14 protein-coding genes and 2 pseudogenes are annotated in these 17,389 nt (G+C 72.5%); 7 read left to right on the top strand and 9 right to left on the bottom strand.

The features are described from left to right. The first annotated feature begins 42 nt into the window (after nt 1-42). Together ssgD and ACZ518_RS25105 are read left to right on the top strand one after the other, a co-directional pair. On the top strand, nt 43-459 hold the full coding sequence (gene ssgD / locus ACZ518_RS25110; RefSeq protein WP_007267557.1) for a spore wall synthesis regulator SsgD: 417 nt from the start codon (nt 43-45) through the stop codon (nt 457-459). Between the two features lie 191 nt (nt 460-650). Then, on the top strand, nt 651-2,294 hold the full coding sequence (locus tag ACZ518_RS25105) for an ABC-F family ATP-binding cassette domain-containing protein (protein ID WP_469115242.1): 1,644 nt from the start codon (nt 651-653) through the stop codon (nt 2,292-2,294). Here ACZ518_RS25105 and ACZ518_RS25100 read toward each other — a convergent pair. Then, on the bottom strand, nt 2,280-2,747 hold the full coding sequence (locus ACZ518_RS25100; RefSeq protein WP_469115241.1) for an ATP-binding protein: 468 nt from the start codon (nt 2,745-2,747) through the stop codon (nt 2,280-2,282). The two genes, ACZ518_RS25105 and ACZ518_RS25100, sit on opposite strands and share 15 nt — an antisense overlap. A 376-nt stretch (nt 2,748-3,123) precedes the next feature. Between ACZ518_RS25100 and ACZ518_RS25095 the strand changes: the two genes are divergently transcribed. Beyond that, complete coding sequence (locus ACZ518_RS25095) at nt 3,124-4,095, top strand: acyl-ACP desaturase (RefSeq protein WP_469115240.1); 972 nt, start codon at nt 3,124-3,126, stop codon at nt 4,093-4,095. Nucleotides 4,096-4,252: 157 nt separating this feature from the next. Here ACZ518_RS25095 and ACZ518_RS25090 read toward each other — a convergent pair whose 3' ends face one another. The 4 genes and pseudogenes from ACZ518_RS25090 to ACZ518_RS25075 form a co-directional block, all read right to left on the bottom strand. Further along, nucleotides 4,253-4,489, bottom strand: a complete 237-nt coding sequence (locus tag ACZ518_RS25090) for a WhiB family transcriptional regulator (protein ID WP_469115239.1) — start codon at nt 4,487-4,489, stop codon at nt 4,253-4,255. Between the two features lie 203 nt (nt 4,490-4,692). Beyond that, a pseudogene (locus tag ACZ518_RS25085) lies at nt 4,693-5,133 on the bottom strand (transposase family protein); the annotation flags it as partial. A gap of 358 nt (nt 5,134-5,491) precedes the next feature. Then, nucleotides 5,492-6,079 carry a hypothetical protein gene (locus ACZ518_RS25080; RefSeq protein ID WP_469115238.1) on the bottom strand — a complete coding sequence of 196 codons (588 nt, stop codon included), beginning with the start codon at nt 6,077-6,079 and terminating at the stop codon, nt 5,492-5,494. Between the two features lie 358 nt (nt 6,080-6,437). Beyond that, nucleotides 6,438-6,582, bottom strand: a pseudogene (locus tag ACZ518_RS25075) (IS5/IS1182 family transposase); the annotation flags it as partial. Nucleotides 6,583-7,084: 502 nt separating this feature from the next. Between ACZ518_RS25075 and ACZ518_RS25070 the strand changes: the two are divergent. Continuing rightward, nucleotides 7,085-7,846, top strand: a complete 762-nt coding sequence (locus tag ACZ518_RS25070; protein ID WP_469115237.1) for a hypothetical protein — start codon at nt 7,085-7,087, stop codon at nt 7,844-7,846. A 211-nt stretch (nt 7,847-8,057) separates the two neighbouring features. Continuing rightward, on the top strand, nt 8,058-9,128 hold the full coding sequence (locus tag ACZ518_RS25065; RefSeq protein WP_469115236.1) for a DUF6183 family protein: 1,071 nt from the start codon (nt 8,058-8,060) through the stop codon (nt 9,126-9,128). A gap of 54 nt (nt 9,129-9,182) precedes the next feature. Here the strand turns inward: ACZ518_RS25065 and ligD are convergent, their stop codons facing one another. After that, entirely contained in the window at nt 9,183-10,205 is a 1,023-nt protein-coding gene (gene ligD, locus ACZ518_RS25060) for a non-homologous end-joining DNA ligase (protein WP_469115235.1), read from the bottom strand. Nucleotides 10,206-10,280: 75 nt separating this feature from the next. Between ligD and ACZ518_RS25055 the strand changes: the two genes are divergently transcribed. After that, complete coding sequence (locus ACZ518_RS25055) at nt 10,281-11,348, top strand: ATP-dependent DNA ligase (RefSeq protein ID WP_469115234.1); 1,068 nt, start codon at nt 10,281-10,283, stop codon at nt 11,346-11,348. A gap of 96 nt (nt 11,349-11,444) precedes the next feature. Here ACZ518_RS25055 and ACZ518_RS25050 read toward each other — a convergent pair whose 3' ends face one another. Further along, nucleotides 11,445-13,004 (bottom strand): NAD(P)-binding protein, encoded by a 1,560-nt coding sequence (locus ACZ518_RS25050; RefSeq protein ID WP_469115233.1) that lies wholly within the window; start codon nt 13,002-13,004, stop codon nt 11,445-11,447. A 140-nt stretch (nt 13,005-13,144) separates the two neighbouring features. Between ACZ518_RS25050 and ACZ518_RS25045 the strand changes: the two genes are divergently transcribed. Further along, a complete protein-coding gene (locus tag ACZ518_RS25045; RefSeq protein ID WP_469115232.1) occupies nt 13,145-13,675 on the top strand; it encodes a nucleotide triphosphate diphosphatase NUDT15 in 531 nt (176 codons plus the stop codon). Here the strand turns inward: ACZ518_RS25045 and ACZ518_RS25040 are convergent. Beyond that, nucleotides 13,672-15,762, bottom strand: a complete 2,091-nt coding sequence (locus ACZ518_RS25040; protein ID WP_469115231.1) for an MDR family MFS transporter — start codon at nt 15,760-15,762, stop codon at nt 13,672-13,674. The genes ACZ518_RS25045 and ACZ518_RS25040 overlap by 4 nt on opposite strands. A gap of 53 nt (nt 15,763-15,815) precedes the next feature. Continuing rightward, nucleotides 15,816-17,171 carry a 6-phospho-beta-glucosidase gene (locus ACZ518_RS25035; protein WP_469115230.1) on the bottom strand — a complete coding sequence of 452 codons (1,356 nt, stop codon included), beginning with the start codon at nt 17,169-17,171 and terminating at the stop codon, nt 15,816-15,818. Between the last annotated feature and the right edge of the window lie 218 nt (nt 17,172-17,389).

Here is a 17,389-nt window from a genome sequence, read left to right as displayed (position 1 = left end):
ACCCCACAGCCCGACAGCAGATCCGCCGCAAGGGAGCGAGCCTTGATCACTGTCATCGAGCAGGCCGTGCAGGCCCGACTGATCGCCACCGCACCGAAGGTCGAGACCGTCCCCGTCACCCTCTGCTACGACCGCTCGGACCCCTTCGCCGTCCGCATGGCCTTCCCCGCTCTGGCCACGCTCGAAGGCGTCGAGGTCTCCTGGACCTTCGCCCGCGAGCTGCTGATGTCCGGGCTGCGCCACCCGTCCGGATGCGGCGACGTGCGGGTGCGGCCGTACGACGGCGACCGGACCACGGTCGAGTTCCACGCGCCCGAGGGCGTGGCGATCGTGCTGATGACCACGGCCGAGCTCCAGCGGTTCCTCGAACGCACCTCCGCGTTGGTGCCGCCGGGCCTGGAACACCGCTATCTCGACATGGACCACAGTCTCGACGAGCTGATGCGCGGCTCCTGCTGATTTATTCGTTTGCGGGCGGCCCCGGCCGCCCGTAGCTTCGTGAAGGCCCTGCAGTCGCCGAAACGGAGTAGGACATTGCTCTTCTGAGGTCCGAGACACCGACCACCCTCACTCACCGCACCCTCGCGATCCCGTGACAGTCGGCTGTCTCCCCGCGTTGCACGCACCAATCACGCAACCTGGAGGCCTCCATGAGCCATGCCCCTGTTTTCGCCACCTGCACCGCCCTCTCCTTCGACTGGCCCGACGGCAGTCCCGTCTTCGACGGGTTCGACCTGTCCGTCGGGCCCGGCCGGACCGGCCTGGTCGGTCTCAACGGATGTGGGAAGTCCACCCTGTTGAAGCTCCTCGCCGGCGAGCTGACCCCGTCCTCGGGGCAGATCTCGGTCGCCGGGACCATCGGCTACCTCCCGCAGAACGCCACGCTCGACACCGCCCTGCGGGTGGACGATGCGCTCGGCGTCCGCGCCGCCCGCACGGCCCTGCACGCCATCGAGGCGGGCGAGGCCACGGAGGCCAACTTCACGGCCGTCGGCGACGGCTGGGACGTGGAGGAGCGGGCGCTCGCCGTCCTCGACCAGCTCGGCCTCGCCGGAGTCGGCCTGGACCGGACCGTCGGCGAGCTGTCGGGCGGCCAGTGCGTGCTGCTCCGGCTGGCGGCGCTGCTGCTCGCCCGGCCGGACGTACTGCTCCTCGACGAACCCACCAACAACCTGGACCTGCGGGCCCGGCAGCGCCTGTACGCGGCCGTCGAGTCCTGGTCCGGGGTGATGGTGCTGGTCAGCCACGACCGGGAACTGCTGGAACGGGTCGACCAGATCGCGGACCTCCGCGAGGGCGAAGTCCGCTGGTACGGCGGCAACTTCACCGACTACGAACGGCTGCTGGCGGCCGAGCAGGAGTCGGCCGAGCGGATGGTCCGGGTCGCCGAGGCCGACGTACAGCGCCAGAAGCGCGAACTGGCCGACGCCCAGGTGAAATTGGCCCGCCGCAAGCGGTACGGCCAGAAGATGAACGAGAACAAGCGCGAGCCGAAGATCGTCATGGGCGCCCGCAAGCGCGCCGCCCAGGAGTCGGCGGGCAAGCACCGCATCATGCACGCCGAGAAACTGGCGGACGCCAGGGAGCGGCTCGACCAGGCCGTCGAAGCGGTGCGCGACGACGCCGAGATCCGCATCCGGCTGCCCGCCACCCAGGTCCCGCCGGGGCGGCGGGTACTGACCCTGAGCGATCTGCACCTCGCCCACGGCGGCACGCGGGTCGCGGGCGAGTGGGAGGTGCGCGGTCCGGAGCGGATCGCCCTGGTCGGCGCGAACGGCTCGGGCAAGACGACCCTGCTGCGGACCGTCGCCGGCCTGCTGCCGCCCGCGTCCGGGGAGGCGGTGACCCACGTCCCGGCCCGCTTCCTCCCGCAGCGGCTCGACGTACTGGACGACGAGCGCTCGGTGGTGGAGAACGTGGCGCGGTTCGCCCCGCACGCCACGAACAACGTGATCCGGGCGCGGCTGGCCCACTTCCTGTTCCGGGGCGCCCGGGCGGACCGGGCGGCCGGCACCCTGTCGGGCGGCGAACGCTTCCGGGCGGCGCTGGCGGCGCTCCTGCTGGCCGAGCCCGCTCCGCAGCTGCTGATACTGGACGAGCCGACGAACAACCTGGACCTGGCGAGCGTGCGGCAGCTCGGATCCGCACTGGAGTCCTACGAGGGCGCGCTGCTGGTGGCCAGCCACGACGTGCCGTTCCTGGAGTCGATCGGCATCACGCGCTGGCTGGTGCTCGACGGCGGTGCGCTGCGGCCGACCTCAGCCGAGGAGGTCCGGGGGTCAACGGGGCAGTAGGGCCCAGGACTTGCTCCCGCCGCGCGGGGTCAGGACCGGGGTGAGCCCCCAGTCCCCGCCGCGGGACTCGGCCACCCGGGCCAGCAGCCACATCGCGCGGCTGCGCCGGTCCCGGCACTCCTCGCCCGCCGCGGGCGAGGAGTGCGCGGGGTGCTGGTCGTAGAGGACGATCCGCAGGGCGTCGTACCGCCAGCGCAGTCCGAGCACCATCTGCTCGCCGGGCGTGAAGCGGTCGGCGCAGGCCACCAGCTCGGAGGCGGCGAGGGCCGCGGGGTCACCGAGGTCGGCCAGTCCGTGCCGGTCGAGCAGCGACCGCACGGCCGAGCGTGCGCTCCCCGCGCAGTGGGCGCCGCCGGGGAGCCCCACGGAGTAGCTCAGCTCCCGCGCCAGGTGCGGGACCGGGGCCCGCCGGGCCTCGTGGACCGGTCGCAGGCCGCGGAGGGTGCCCGTCATGGTGGTGCTCCAACTCTCGGGCCGGCGGGGTAGCGCCGTGTGAGACGTGCGCTACCGACCGTAGCGCGGGTGGGTGTGCGGGGCCACCATTTGTACGACCAGATGATGCTTTTTCTGTGTGATGCCCGGATTCCGGATTCCGGGTGAGGGGCCGGCCGCGCGGCGGTGTCCGCCGTCAAGGCGTGTGGCGCGGACCACCTTCCGGCGTGATTCTCACCCCTGCGGAGCAGCCTGGCACCCTCTAGAACTGCATAGATAACCGGATGTAGCCGGACAGAACGAGGGCTGGGGCTTGGCGCTCCTTGATGTCGCGCTTAACCTACGACTCCGTAGGCTACGGAACCGTAGGTAATTCGCTTTGTCCCCAGGAGCACCCGTGACGATCACCTCTCCCCACCTCGGCAGCTCGGAGGCGTGGACCGACGCCAAGCTGCTGTACGCGCTGGAAGAGGTGGTCGAGAAGGAGCTCAACCGCCATCTGAAGGTCACCAAGGACTGGATGCCCCACGAGTACGTCCCGTGGAGCGACGGCCGGAACTTCCCCGGCTTCTTCGAAGACGGCGAGGCCTGGGACCCCCAGCAGTCCAAGGTCACCGACATCGGCAAGATCGCCCTGGTGGTGAACCTGCTGACCGAGGACAACCTCCCCAGCTACCACCACGAGATCGCGACCCTTTTCGGCCGCAACGGCGCGTGGGGCACCTGGGTGCACCGCTGGACCGCCGAGGAGGGCCGCCACGGCATCGTGATGCGCGACTACCTGCTCGCCTCGCGCGCCGTGGACCCGGACAAGCTGGAAGCGTTCCGCATGCAGCACATGTCGGAGGGTTTCGAGTCCGACAACAGCCACTCGATGCTGCACTCGGTCGCGTACGTCGCCTTCCAGGAGCTGGCCACCCGCATCTCGCACCGCAACACCGGCCACCAGTCCGGTGACCCGGTCTGCGACCGGATGCTCGCCCGCATCGCGCAGGACGAGAACCTGCACATGATCTTCTACCGGAACCTGCTGGGGGCGGCCTTCGAGATCGCCCCCGACCTGACGATGCAGGCCGTGCGGGACGTCGTCGTCAACTTCCGGATGCCCGGCCACGGCATGCCCGGCTTCGAGCGGATGGCCGCGCAGATGGCGATCGGCGGCGTGTACAACCTGCGGATCCACCACGACGACGTACTGAGCCCCGTGATCCGCTTCCTCAAGATCATGGACATCCAGGACCTGGGCCCGGAGGGCCAGAAGGCCCAGGAGGAGCTGGGGCTCTTCATGAACGGCCTGGACAGCGAGGCCCGCAAGTTCGACGAGCGCCTCGCCGCGCGAGCCGCGCGCCTGGCCGCCCGCAAGGGCTGAACCACCACCCGGAACCCCCGGCCCCGCCGGGGGTTCCGCCATGCCCGGCGGCGTCCGTCCGGCCGTCGGCTCGCAGCCGCCGGGCGCGTCCGCCGGCTCGCGGCGGCCGTCGGCTCGCAGCCGCCGGGCGCGGCCGTCGGCTCGCGGCGGCCGTCGCTCAGCCGCGCGGGCGCAGGGCGGAGCGCTCCGCCTCCGACAGGCCGCCCCACACCCCGAAGCGCTCGTCGTTCGCGAGTGCGTACTCCAGGCACGCCGTCCTGCCCTCGCACGCCCCGCAGAGCCGCTTCGCGTCCTGGAGCGAGGACCCCGGCTCCGGGAAGAAGAAGCTCGGGCCCGTCTGGGCGCACAGGGCCTGCTCGTACCAGGCGGGGGCGGCAATGGAGTTCATCGACATGCGCCGATCGTGGACCCGCCGGATGGACGTCCGATCAACACCTGATCAACAGCGGGACGCATCCGACGTGGGTGACGATCAGCCGGGCCGCCCCGGCGGCGGACGCCGTGTTTCCGGCGTCCTCCGGTGAGTGCAGGCGCGGGACCTAGTGGTGCGCGACTGAGGTCGGGGCGTGTTGGCCTGGCGGGCCGGCTGGTGGGTGATCACCGCTCTGCGGTGCGGTCGGAGACGAGTCCGGCGATCGCAGGGTGGGTCTGGTCGTAGTACGCGCGGCGTCCGATGTACCGCTGGAGGGGCCGCCACTGCTTGTGTTCGGCGTCGGCGTGCTCGACGCAGATCCGCTCCGAGCACTGCCGCTTGCGTGCCTCCTCCCAGGCCTTGACGTCCTCGGCGGGGGCGTCCTTCCCGGGCTTCTTCGGCGGTGCCTGGACCTGGTCGGGAAACCGTTTGGCCAGGCCCCGGTATCCGGCGTCGGCCTTGGCCTTGACCTTGGGATACTGCTTGAACAGGTTGCTGATCCCCTCGGTGTTCACCGCCGTCTGATCGTGCATACGGCCCGGCCGGATCGCGCCCGTCCACAGGGGGCGGCCCTTCTCATCGGTGATGACGGTGGCCTTCTTCGTGTTCTGCCGCATCTTTCCGGAGACGAAGACCGCCGTCCGGGCCGACCTGCCTTCGGGCGTCGTACGCGCACCTCGGTGCCGTCGAGCCGCATCTCAACGCCCTTCGCGTCGGCGTAGGCGAAGACGTCGGCCAGGGTGTGCAGGCGCAGTCCGGCCTCGCCGGGGACCGCGAAGCCGCGGCGGGCGAGCAGGGGGGCGGATCTCGTGGACGGCCCGGGTGATGGTGGAGCGGTCGACGCCGTAGAAGACGGCCGGAGCTGCATGCGGGAGTTGGAACCGCAGGACCACCAGGGTGGCGATCACCCGATCGGTGAAGACCAGTTGATGGCCAGGTCCGCCGCCCTCAGCCCGCAGACGATCGACACGGCCCACGCCTTGGTCATTCAGGCATGAGGGCGTCGGTGGCGAGCACGGCCTCCTGGAGGAGGTCGAGGGCCTGGGGTGCCTGCTCCCGGCCGCTGAGAGCAATCTCAACCACGTACTGGCCGTAGCGGAGTTGGCTGTACCAGCGTTCGCACCCGTCCGCCGAGTCGCTGTAGACGAGGCAGGTGTGGGACTGGTCGTCCGCCTTCCGGCTGCCGGCCAGCTCGATCGGCGGAAAGGCCCAGGGCTTGTCCTGGGCCGGAGACCGGCGGACAGCGAGCCAGGCCCAGGTCGGGGAGTCGAACCGCTTGACGCTCTGCGAGAAGCCGTGGCGCAGGAAGTCGCTGCCGTGGAGCGCGAAGCCCCGGTACTTCTGTTCGTCTTCGTCGAGCCCCGGCTCGGAGAAATACGTGCCTTCGGGGATGCTCTCCCAGGGCCCCGGCCCGGGCGGCGACTGCGGCAGGAGCTGCGTGAGCGGGGGCTCCCCTCGCCACTGCCCGGCCAACGGGACATTCCACAGCAGGACCGCGGCCAGTACCAGCCCGGCCGTGCCCGCGGTCAGGACCCGTCCGAGTCGTGTCGCGGGTATCCAACGTCTAGTCACGGAGAGGAGGACGCGCGAAGGGTGCACTCCGTTGCACTCCCGACTGCACCCGCGACCGCTTTCGCGCACCAACCCGTTACTGGCCCGCCGAGGGATCTCCAGGGCCCGCAGCCCACAGGAGCGGACGACGGCCTCCGCAGCTTCCATGCGTAAACAGGCCAATCGAGTGAAGTGGCTGTTTCCCCTGACGTTTGCTCATCAATAGGGCATTCCAGGGCTGCACATTGCCCGCGATCGGCCCCCCGCTCGCTCCCGGAGTCGAATGGTGGATCTTCAGGGGACAGGAGAAGATCAACGTGGGAACGCACGGTTCGAGACGGAGGCTGTCTGCCCTGGGCATGGTGGTGGGGCTGGGCGAGACGTGCTCGACGCGGGCGCGGACCCGCTAGTGGGTTGTTGTGTTCCTCTTTCCAGGTCGGGAGTTCGGCCTGGCCGCGCTTGCGGCGGTGCGGGATGACGAGTCCGGTGCCCGGGTAGCCGCCGCCGGCGATCGTGGTGGTCTTGGCTGGGGTTTCGCGCTACCCAGCTACGAGGCGACCACCCCGGACTGGGTCCACAGGGCGCCGCAGGCTTTGCATCGTACGCAGGGCTGGGCGCCGGCGCCGCCCTAGGCCCTGTCCGGGCGATCTTCGCGGGCCCACGCCGCCCGGCACGGCACCTCGCCGCGTTGTCGGTCCGCGCAAGTACGTCCAGTACGAGCCGCGGCCCTCCGCCTTGCGATGCACCGCGCCGGACGACGTGTGCTGATCCACGAAGATCGCCCGGACAGGGCCTAGACCTCGATGGTGCCGCCGCACGCGCACGGGTGTGTGGACGCGAGCTCGCGGTGTGGATGGTCACGTAATTCCCCACGGCTACGAACACGTAATTCCCCAGGCTGTCATCCCGACGTTCCGGCGGGGTGTCCGGAGGCCGGGCCTGGCTGACAGCAGCCCGAACTACCGACCCGAGCAGGGCCATGCGAATTCACATGACAGCTGTGGCTGGCTCCACGACCATTGGCCGATGACCACGCAACCGGACCTTCTCAGCCTGAGCATCGTGTGCCCACCGCCCGACGAGGGCGGCGTGGAGGTCCGCCCGATCGTCAACGGCGGGGATCTTCTGGCTGATGTGCTCCCTGGCGGCGTGGGAGGCTCCCGGTACCTGGGAGTAGGCCCCCGGTATCTGTTGGACCGGGACGGGCCGTTGCATGCCACCGCCACGCCCCACGAGGCTCGTCTCGCTTGGTCCGGGTGCGGCGCGGAGGAGTGCTGCGGCGCCCTGTACATGACGGTCACGCGTGACGGGGATCATGTTGTCTGGGCGGGCTGGCGCGACCCGGCCAATCAGGATGTCGCCCTGCCGGAGCTTCGGTTCACCGCAGCTCAGTACGAGGCCGAAGTCCTGCGAGCCGGAGAGGACCGCTGCTGGGAGTGGCCGGCAGGAGCAGTTGCGCGGCTGCTCGAGGCGGGGCTGAGGGGACGCAGGGACTGGCTCCTCCGGTGGGAGTGCGAGTTGCAAGACGTCTGGGCCTCCCGCAAGCAACCCGACCGAATCCACGTCGTCCTGATGCACCCCCCTAACGGGCCCGATACGGATCTGCCCTGGATCCAGTTCGGGATGACTCTCCCGATCTCCGCGGACGATCCATCGGACCAGGCCGAGCGGCTTGAAGCGCGGTTGACCGCAGGCGATCCCCGTGCCACCGCCGAGGTCTGGGGAGGTTCGCATGATGCCGAGCGACTGGGCTACCCATGGCCGCCGGTCGACCTGCTGTTCATGTGAACAGCAGGGAGAGGCGGGCTCGGGCCCTGCCGTTCGGCAGCCACTCGCAACCGCCATCCCCATGGGGAAGCGTGACCCTGCGGGTGGGGAAATGCGTGACCGTCGACACGCGGGACTGGTCGCCTCCCCACTCTGGTTGGGCAAGTCATTTCCAACCAGGACAAAGAGCAACCCGGCGAACCTTTCCGGTCACAGCACTAAAGTGACGATCATGGAAGACATACAGGACGGCTTCGTCTGGGGCGAGGCGGAGCGGCGGGCCGCCGCGGGCGACCTCGGGTACCTGCGGGAGCTCGCGGAGCGACTCACCGAACGGCACAAGGACGCCGCCGCGCGGGCACGGACGTACGGGGACCAGCTGGCGCACGTGGTGCGGGTGCTGGCCCTCACCCCCGGCCGGGACAGCCTCGTGGAACTGATGCGGCTCATCGACGAGAAGCGGCCTCCGTCCCATCCCCGCGGGATCGCCTCGCTCCTCGCCGAACACCAGCGGGCCTCCGATCTGGCCGCCACCGTCTTCGACCGCCCCGGCGCGGGTGGGTCGGACGAGCTGGGCCCCTGCCTCTTCCACGAGCTGCTGCTCCGGGGCGCGGACATGGAGGGCTGCCGGCCGCCGCGCTCTTCGCACACCTTGGCTTGGCTCCCCACGGAGCTGCGCGATTTCGAGGCCGGGGCCAAGTTCCCGCGGCGCACGGTCAACGGCTCCGCCGGCGGGGCCGGGACCCGGATGCCCGACGAGGGACGCGTCGACCCGCCGACGCCCCGCACGGCAGAGCGGTCGGCCCTGCGGAACTCCGCCACCGCCGAGGTCCACGAGAGCATCGTCTCCGCCCCGGAGGCCGGCGAATGGGGGCACTCCGACGCCTGGGTCTTCCAGCTGGATGAGGCCCTCGCACCCGAACAGGTGCCCGCCCTGCTGCCGACGCTGCCCATGCCCTGCACCGCGGTCGGGCCGACGGGCCGGCTCGAGGTCGCGCTCAGCCCGCTCGGCGAGGTGTGGCGGCTGCTGTTCGCCTCCGCCTCGATGGGCGGGGTGTACGGAGGGGGCGTGGGCGGCGCCTACGGGCGGATGTGGGCGTGGCGGTCGATGGCGGGTCTGGCCGGCGCGGAGGCGGGCGCCGACGCGGAGGAGGTCGAGCGCCTGGCCCGCGCGACCACCTGGTTCCGCTTCGAGGCCGACTCCGGCTGGTTCCACAACGAGATCGACTACGACTACGGCATCGCGGCCCTCTCCCCCGACCACCGCCGCCTGGCCGTCCTCGCGGCCACGGACACCGACTGAGCGACGGCGCCGGACCGCACCGGCCCGCGGGCCAGGAAGCGGAGTCCGCGTCCCTTAGTCCTCGTGTTTCGCGCGGCTCGGCTGGACGCGCTTCGGTTCGCCCGGCATCTTCGGGTAGTCCGGCGGGTACGGCAGGTCGCCCAGGCCGTGCGCGTGTTCGTCGCGGGCGGCGAGTTCCAGTACGGGTTCCAGGCTGAAGGCGTGCTCGTCCATGTCGGCGTGCAGGTCGCCCAGTTCGGCGAAGCGTGCCGGCATGGTCACGATGTCGAAGTCGCGCGGCTCCGCGTCGTCCACCTCGTCCCAGCGCAGCGGCGCCGAGACCGGGGCGTGCGGGCGGGGGCGGACGGAGTAGGCCGAGGCGATGGTCCGGTCGCGGGCCGTCTGGTTGTAGTCGACGAAGATCCGCTCGCCGCGCTCCTCCTTCCACCAGGCCGTGGTGACCTTGCCCGGCATCCGGCGCTCCAGCTCCCGGCCCAGGGCGATCGCGCAGCGGCGGACCTCGGTGAAGGTCCAGCGCGGGGCGATCGGGACGAAGACGTGCAGGCCGCGGCCGCCCGAGGTCTTGGGCCAGCCGCGCAGCCCCAGCTCGTCCAGCAGCGCCCGCAGTTCGTGCGCCGCGGCCACCGCGTGGTGGTAGTCGGTGCCCGGCTGCGGGTCGAGGTCGATGCGCAGTTCGTCCGGCCGGTCGGTGTCCTCTCGGCGCACCGGCCAGGGGTGGAAGGTCAGGCAGCCCAGGTTGGCGGCCCACAGGACGGCGGCCGGCTCGGTCGGGCAGATCTCGTCGGCCGTGCGGCCGCTGGGGAAGGCGATGTGCGCGGTGGGGATCCAGTCGGGCAGGTTCTTCGGGGCGCGCTTCTGGAAGAAGGACTCCCCCTCCACTCCGTCCGGGTACCGCTCCAGGGTGGTGGGGCGGTCGCGCAGGGCGCGGGTGATCCCGTCGGCGACGGCCAGGTAGTACTCGGCGACGTCCCGCTTGGTGAGGCCGCGCTCCGGGAAGTACACCTTGTCCGGGCTGGACAGGCGTACCGCCCGCCCGCCCGCGTCGAGCTCGATCGCACCACCCGCGCTACCGCCCATGGGCGCCACGGTAGGCGGGTGCGGACGGACTCGCACACCGAGCGGGGCCGGGCGCGCCACCGCAGAATCCTGTGTATGGACCTGCCGGTGATGCCTCCCGTGAAGCCGATGCTCGCCAAGTCGGTGAGCAGGATCCCGCCGGGCATGCAGTACGAGGCCAAATGGGACGGCTTCCGGGCGATCGTGCACCGCGACGGGGACGAGGTGGAGGTCGGCAGCCGTACCGGCAAGAGCCTGACCAGGTATTTCCCCGAGCTGGTGGCGGCGCTGAAGGAGAACCTGCCGCCCCGCTGCGTGATCGACGGGGAGATCGTCGTCGTGCACGGCGGACGGCTCGATTTCGACCGTCTCAGCGAGCGGATCCATCCGGCCGCCTCCCGGGTGAAACTGCTCGCCGGGACGACGCCGGCCAGCTTCGTCGCCTTCGACCTGCTCGCGCTCGGTGAGGACTCCCTCCTCGACACCCCGCTCGGCGAGCGCCGCAGCGCCCTGGTCCACGTACTCTCCACAGCCCGGCCCCCCGTGCATCTGGCGCCCGCCACCACCGATCCCGCACTCGCGCGGGAGTGGTTCGAGCGGTTCGAGGGCGCCGGGCTCGACGGGGTCGTCGCGAAACCCCTCGATCTCCCCTACCGGCCGGACGCCCGCCTCATGTTCAAGATCAAGCACGAGCGTACGGCCGATGTCGTCGTCGCCGGTTTCCGTTTCCACAAGAGCGGTCCGATCATCGGATCGCTGCTGCTCGGGCTGTACGACGACCACGGCGCGCTCCAGCACGTGGGCGTCTGCGCCGCGTTCCCCATGAAGCGCCGGGCCGAGCTCGTCGGGGAACTCGAACCCCTGCGCATGCCGGACCCGGCCGGCCATCCCTGGGCCGCCTGGGCCGAGGAGTCGGCCCACGAGAGCGCCCGCCTGCCGGGCGCCCAGAGCCGCTGGACGGGGAAGAAGGACCTGTCCTGGGTGCCGCTGCGCCCCGAGCGGGTCTGTGAAGTGCGCTACGACCACATGGAGGGCGACCGCTTCCGGCACACCGCGCAGTTCGCCCGCTGGCGCCCCGACCGCACGCCGGAGAGCTGTACGTACGCCCAGCTGGAGGAGGTCGTCGGCTACGACCTGGCCGAGGTGCTGGGCAGCCCGGGCTGAACGGCCTTGCCGGCCTCCCCCTGTAGCGCCACTTCTGCCTTCCGGTGTCCTTCACGCCCCTGCCCGACGACCCGAGCAGGATCCGGCCCGGGCCGTTCACCCGGTGCCGCCCCGGCCCCGACCGGGCACCACCGGCCGGCCGGGCCCCCGCCCGGCGGCGGTGGCGGTGAGCTCCTCCCACTCCGCCCGGCCGGGGCCCACCGCGTTCGGCGTCCAGTCGGGCCGGGCCGCGAGCCAGCGTGCCACCCGTGCCCGGACGCCGGGGTCCGCGTAGGCCCGCTCGGGCGGCTCGGCCAGGTGCCGGACCCGCGCCCGGGCCCGCATCACCTCCGGGTCCTCCAGCGCGCACTCGAACAGTGCGGCCGCCTCCCGCGCCCGGTCCGGCCGGCCGGCTCCCACCCCGGAACTCGCCCCGGAACCCGCCCCGGCCCACGCCCCCGAACCGGCCCCCGCCGCGAGCCGCTCCCCCACCGCCGCGTCGGCCCCGACCTGGAGGTCGAACCACGGCTTCAGCGTGCGCAGCGCCCAGCCGTGGTACCCGGCGGCGAAGCCGGCGGACCCCGGGTCCTGGTGGGCGGTCCGGGCCACCCGGTCGGCCGCCCACAGGGCGAGCGAAGTCCCCTGACCCAGCGTCGGGTTGGTGTGGGTGAGCGCGTCACCGACGGGCACCATCCCGGTCACCACCGGCCCCCGCCCGTCGGCCAGCGGGCTCCACCGGTTGTCCAGGCCCGCGGTCGCCAGCACCCCCGACAGCGGCTCGGCGCCCAGCCCCAGCCAGGCCGCACCGGGCGGGAAGACCCGCGCGGCGGCCTCGAACACGGCCGGGTCGCGCAGGGCGGCGCGGGTGGGGTCCCCGGTGTGCGCGAAAACGGTGACGGCGAAGACCCGGTTGTCGGACGGGAACACCGCGCAGCCCGCGAAGGCGCCGCCGGTCACCGTCCACGGCCGGCGCGGCCCCTCGTCCGTCCCGTCGGGCAGCCGGTACCAGCGGCAGAAGTACGCCAGGCCGGTGCGGTGCCGCTCGACGGGGGCCGGACGGCAGCCGGCGGCGGCCGCCAGGCCGGCGGAGCCTCCGCGCCGGCCGGCCGCGTCCACCACGAGGTCGCCCGCGTACGCGCCGCCCGGGGTGGTCACCCCGGTGACCCTGACCCACGGCTCCGCCCCTGCCCCGCCGGCCACGCCGGCCCCTCCTGCCCCGCCGGCCCCGTCGCCGCCCCCTGCCCGCGTCAGGCCGCCGACGGGCTCCCCGTACCGCACCACCACACCCGGCTCCGCCCGCACGGCGGTGGCCAGCGCGCTCTCCAGCACGATCCGGCGGGCCTGGATCATGACCAGGTCCTCGTCCCCCGGGCGCGCGAGCGGACGTACGTCGAACCAGTCCAGCTCGTGCCGTTCGCGGGCGCCGAGCCGGATCATCTCGGCGTGCACGTCGGGCAGTTCGGCACGCAGCAGCGTGCGGGCGGCGCCGAGCAGGACGTGCGGCTGGACCGCCTGCGGTACGGCCGGGCGGTGCCAGCCGAAGAAGTCGCGGTCGAGGACGGCGCCGGGGGCGCGGGTGTCGCGTTCGAACACCTCGGCGGTGTGCCCCCGGCGGGCCGCGAGGAGGGCGGTCGCGAGCCCCGCGATCCCTCCGCCGATGACCAGCAGATGTGCCATGGCTACCCCCGAACCGGCATCCCGTACGACGATCTGACCGCCCAGAGCCTGCGCGTACGGGCCCCGGCCGAAACTCGCACATCCGTCCGGCCCGCGGGCCCGCCGGGGCCGCCGGCCGCTCCACCGGCGAAAATGACCGCATGGCCAGCGAACACGAGAACGCACCCGGCACCGGAGCCCGCCCCGAAGGCTCCCCGCCCGCCCGCGCCGTCCCCAGGGCCCACGCGACCATCGGCGTCGGGCTGATCGTCCTCGGCCCCGACGGCCGGGTACTGCTCGGCCAGGCCCACGACGGGAACTGGGAGCTGCCCGGCGGCAAGGTGGACCCCGGGGAGCGCTTCGAGCAGACCGCCGCCCGTGAGCTGGCCGAGGAGACCTCCCTGCGGACCGAACCCGGGGACGTCGAGCTGCTGGCCGTCCAGCTCTACGCGCACCCCGAGCCGCCGACCCGCCTGACGGTGGCCGCCCTCACCCGCTCGGCCGAGGGCAGCCCGGCCGTCACCGAGCCGCACAAGATCGCCCGCTGGCAGTGGTTCACTCCGGAGGAGATCCCCGGCGCCCTCTACCCGCCCTCGGCGGCCGTCCTGCGCGTCTGGCGCCCCGACCTCACGGCCCTGCCTCCCGTCCCCTCGCACGACTACCCCACCGGGAGCGGGGACAGGGCGTCCTAGTTCGTGCGCCGGGGCGCGAAGTTGCCCTCGCCCAGGTCCTCGGCCAGCAGCCGCTTGGCGATCGCGTCCGCCGCCGCCCGCAGCTCCTCGCTGCGGGGCCGACCGCGGTCCTGCTCCAGCCGGTCGCCCAGCCAGTCCGCCCAGGCCCGCGAGATCACCGCGGCTTCGCGCTCGCCCGCCCGGCTGTGGGCGAAGAAGCCGTTCTGCCGCGTCAGGAATCCCTCCTCCACCATCCGGTCGAAGACCGGCAGCAGCACCTCCGGCGGCAGCGACAGCCGCGACGCGATCAGCCCGAGGCTGGCGTGCCCCACGGTCCGGGTCATCAGGTCCACCTGCATCACCGCCCACGCCCCCGCCATGTCGAGGCGCGTGTCGGAGGCGTGGACGATGGCCCGGGCCGTGTCGGGCCCCATGTTCCGCACGAGTTTGCCGACCGCCAGCTCCAGCAGCTTGGCCGAGTCCCCCGAGGCCGTGGCCGGGGAGGCGAAGCCGTCGCCGATGTCGGTCGAGCCCGCCCGGGCGCTGTCGCGCAGCCGGACCTGCTTGAGGAACAGCGCGACGGCGAAGCCGACGGCCGCCACGGGCACCGTCCACAGGAACACGGTGTGCAGGGCGTCGGCGTACGCGTCGATGACCGGACCCGCCTCGGCCGGGTCGAGGCCGTGCACCCCCTGGGGGCTCTGCGCGGCGCCGGCGAGGCGTTCCGGGTCGGCGCCGGTGGCGCGGGCGGCCTCGGCGACCCCGGCCTTCAGTTCGGGCCCCAGGCTGTTGGCGTAGATCGTCCCGAAGACGGCGGTCCCGAAGGAGCTGCCGAGCGTACGGAAGAAGGTGACTCCGGAGGTCGCCGTGCCGAGGTCGGCGTAGTCCACGGTGTTCTGCACGGCGATGGTGAGCACCTGCATGCACAGGCCGATCCCGGCGCCGAGGACGAACATGTACACGGACTCCAGCCAGGCGCCGGTGCCGGGCCCCATCAGCGACAGCAGGTAGAGGCCGGCGCCCATCACAGCGCAGCCGACGATGGGGTAGATCCGGTACCGGCCGGTCTTGGAGGTGGCGTTGCCGCTGAAGACGGACGCGATGAGCAGGCCGATGACCAGCGGCAGGGTCCGTACGCCGGACAGGGTGGCCGAGTCCCCGTCCACGTACTGGAGGTAGGTCGGCAGGAAGGTCATCGCGCCGAGCATGGCGAAGCCGACGACGAAGCTGAGGACCGAGCACACCGTGAAGACGGGGTTGCGGAAGAGCCGCATGGGCAGCATCGGTTCGGCCGCCCGGGTCTCCACCAGACAGAACAGGGCGAGGGCCAGCGCACCGCCCGCGAAGAGCCCGATGATCACCGGCGAGCTCCAGGCGTACTCGTTGCCGCCCCAGCTGGTGGCCAGGATCAGCGCGCTGGACCCGGCGGCGACCAGGGCGATGCCCAGGTAGTCGACGGCGGGCCGGCCGGCGGCACGTACCGCGGGGATGGTGCGGGCGGCCGCGGCGACGACGAGCACGGCGATCGGGACGTTGACGTAGAAGGCCCAGCGCCAGCTCAGGTGGTCGGTGAACAGGCCGCCCAGCAGCGGCCCGATGACGGTGGCGACGCCGAAGACGGCGCCGATCGCGCCCTGGTACTTGCCGCGTTCGCGCAGCGGCACCACGTCGGCGATCAGTGCCATGGAGGTGACCATCAGGCCGCCCGCCCCGATGCCCTGGAGTCCTCGCCACAGGATGAGCAGGGTCATGTTGCCGGCGAGGCCGCACAGGAAGGAGCCGGTGATGAAGATGACGGCGGAGATCTGGAAGATGACCTTCCGGCCGAAGAGGTCGCCAAACTTGCCGACCAGAACCGTCGCGACGGTTTCCGCGAGCAGGTACGCGGTCACCACCCAGGCCATGTGGGCCGCGCCGCCGAGGTCGGCCACGATGGTGGGCAGGGCGGTGCCCACGATCGTCTGGTCGAGCGCGGCGAGCAGCACGCCCAGCATGATCGTGCCGAAGACGACGTTGCGCCGCCGCCGGTCGAGCACGGGTGGCGCCGCGGCGACGGCGGGGGCAGTGGTCACACCTCGCACTCTCACAGCACCCCCACCGCACCGCATGCCGCAAGCCGCCGTACGGGGGAAACCCCCGAGCCCGGCCCCGACGGAAGGCGTCAGCGCAGGTAGGCCAGGCCCGGGTGCTCCGTCGCGTACCCCTCCAGCAGCCGCCGTGCCACCCCCACCGAGTCCACCAGCGGGTGCAGCGCGAAGGCCTTCACGGCGTCCGCCCGCGAGCCGCTCGCCGAAGCGGCCAGCACCGCCCGCTCCGCCGCCTTCACCGAGGTGACCAGCCCCACCGCGTGCAGCGGCAGCGGTGCCACGGACACCGGGTGGGCGCCGTTCGCGTCGACCAGGCACGGCACCTCGATGACCGCCTCCGCGTCGAGCACGGACAGCGTGGAGCCGTTGCGGACGTTGAGGATCAGCGTGGCCCGCTCGTCGCGGGCGATGGCCCGCATCAGCGCGAGGGCGACCTTCTCGTAGCCGCCGGACTCCAGGTCGCTCTCCTCGCGCTCCCCGACGCCCGCCACCTCGCGGTTCTCCGACATGTACGTGGCCTCGCGCTCGGCCCGGGTCCGGTCCCAGGCGGCCAGCGCCGCCCCGGCGGGCTGCCCCGGCCGGCCCGCCTCGGCGTAGAAGCCGCGCTGCTGGTCGCGCAGGAAGGCGCCGCGGGTCTGCTTGGCCTCCTGGTAGGCCCGCACCGTGTCGCGGTTGAAGTAGTAGTAGTGCAGGTATTCGTTGGGGATCGCACCGAGCGAGCGCAGCCAGTCGGCGCCGAAGAGCCGTCCCTCCTCGAAGGACTCCAGGGCCTCGGGGTCGGCCAGCAGCCGGGGCAGTTCGTCGCGCCCGCCGATCCGCAGGCCGCGCACCCAGCCCAGGTGGTTGAGGCCCACGTAGTCGATCCAGGCCTCGCCGGGCCGCGCGCCGAGCAGCCGGGCGATCCGGCGGCCGAGCCCGACGGGCGAGTCGCAGATGCCGATGACCCGGTCGCCCAGTTCCCCGGCCATGGCCTCGGTGACCACCCCCGCGGGGTTGGTGAAGTTGATGACCCAGGCGTCCGGGGCGGTACGGGCGATCCTGCGCGCGATCTCCCGGACCACCGGCACCGTCCGCAGGCCGTACGCGATCCCGCCCGCGCCCACCGTCTCCTGGCCCAGCACTCCCTCGGCCAGCGCGATCCGCTCGTCGGCGGCGCGGCCCTCCAGGCCGCCGACGCGGATGGCGGAGAAGACGAAGTCGGCCCCGCGCAGGGCCTCGTCCAGGTCCCCGGTGGCGGTGACGGCCGGGGCGTCGGGCGCCCCGGAGGCCGCGGCCTGGTCCGCGAGGACCCGGGCCATGGCCGTGAGCCGGGCGGGATCCTCGTCGTAGAGCGTCACATGGGACACCCGGCCCTCGGCGCGGTCCGCCAGCAGTGCCCCGTAGACGAGCGGGACGCGGAATCCGCCCCCGCCGAGGATGGTCAACCGCATGCCCATTTCCGCCCTTCCGCCGTCGTGGCCACGGCCACGGCCCGGGGCGCCCCGGGCACGGGCGAAGCCACGACTCCGGCGACTCCGCCGGAATGCCACGATCCGTGGCATCCGCGCGTTGTCGCGGATCGTGGCATCCGCACGGACCGAACCAGTCGGTCGGTATGGCACTGCGCCACCGGCCCCGCCCGGCACGGGCCGTGGCACGCGCTTCAGGG

It is taken from the genome of Streptomyces sp. NPDC033966 (assembly GCF_055575955.1).
The sequence above is the reverse complement of the archived record's forward strand: the minus strand, read 5'-3'. Positions and strand labels throughout refer to the sequence as shown.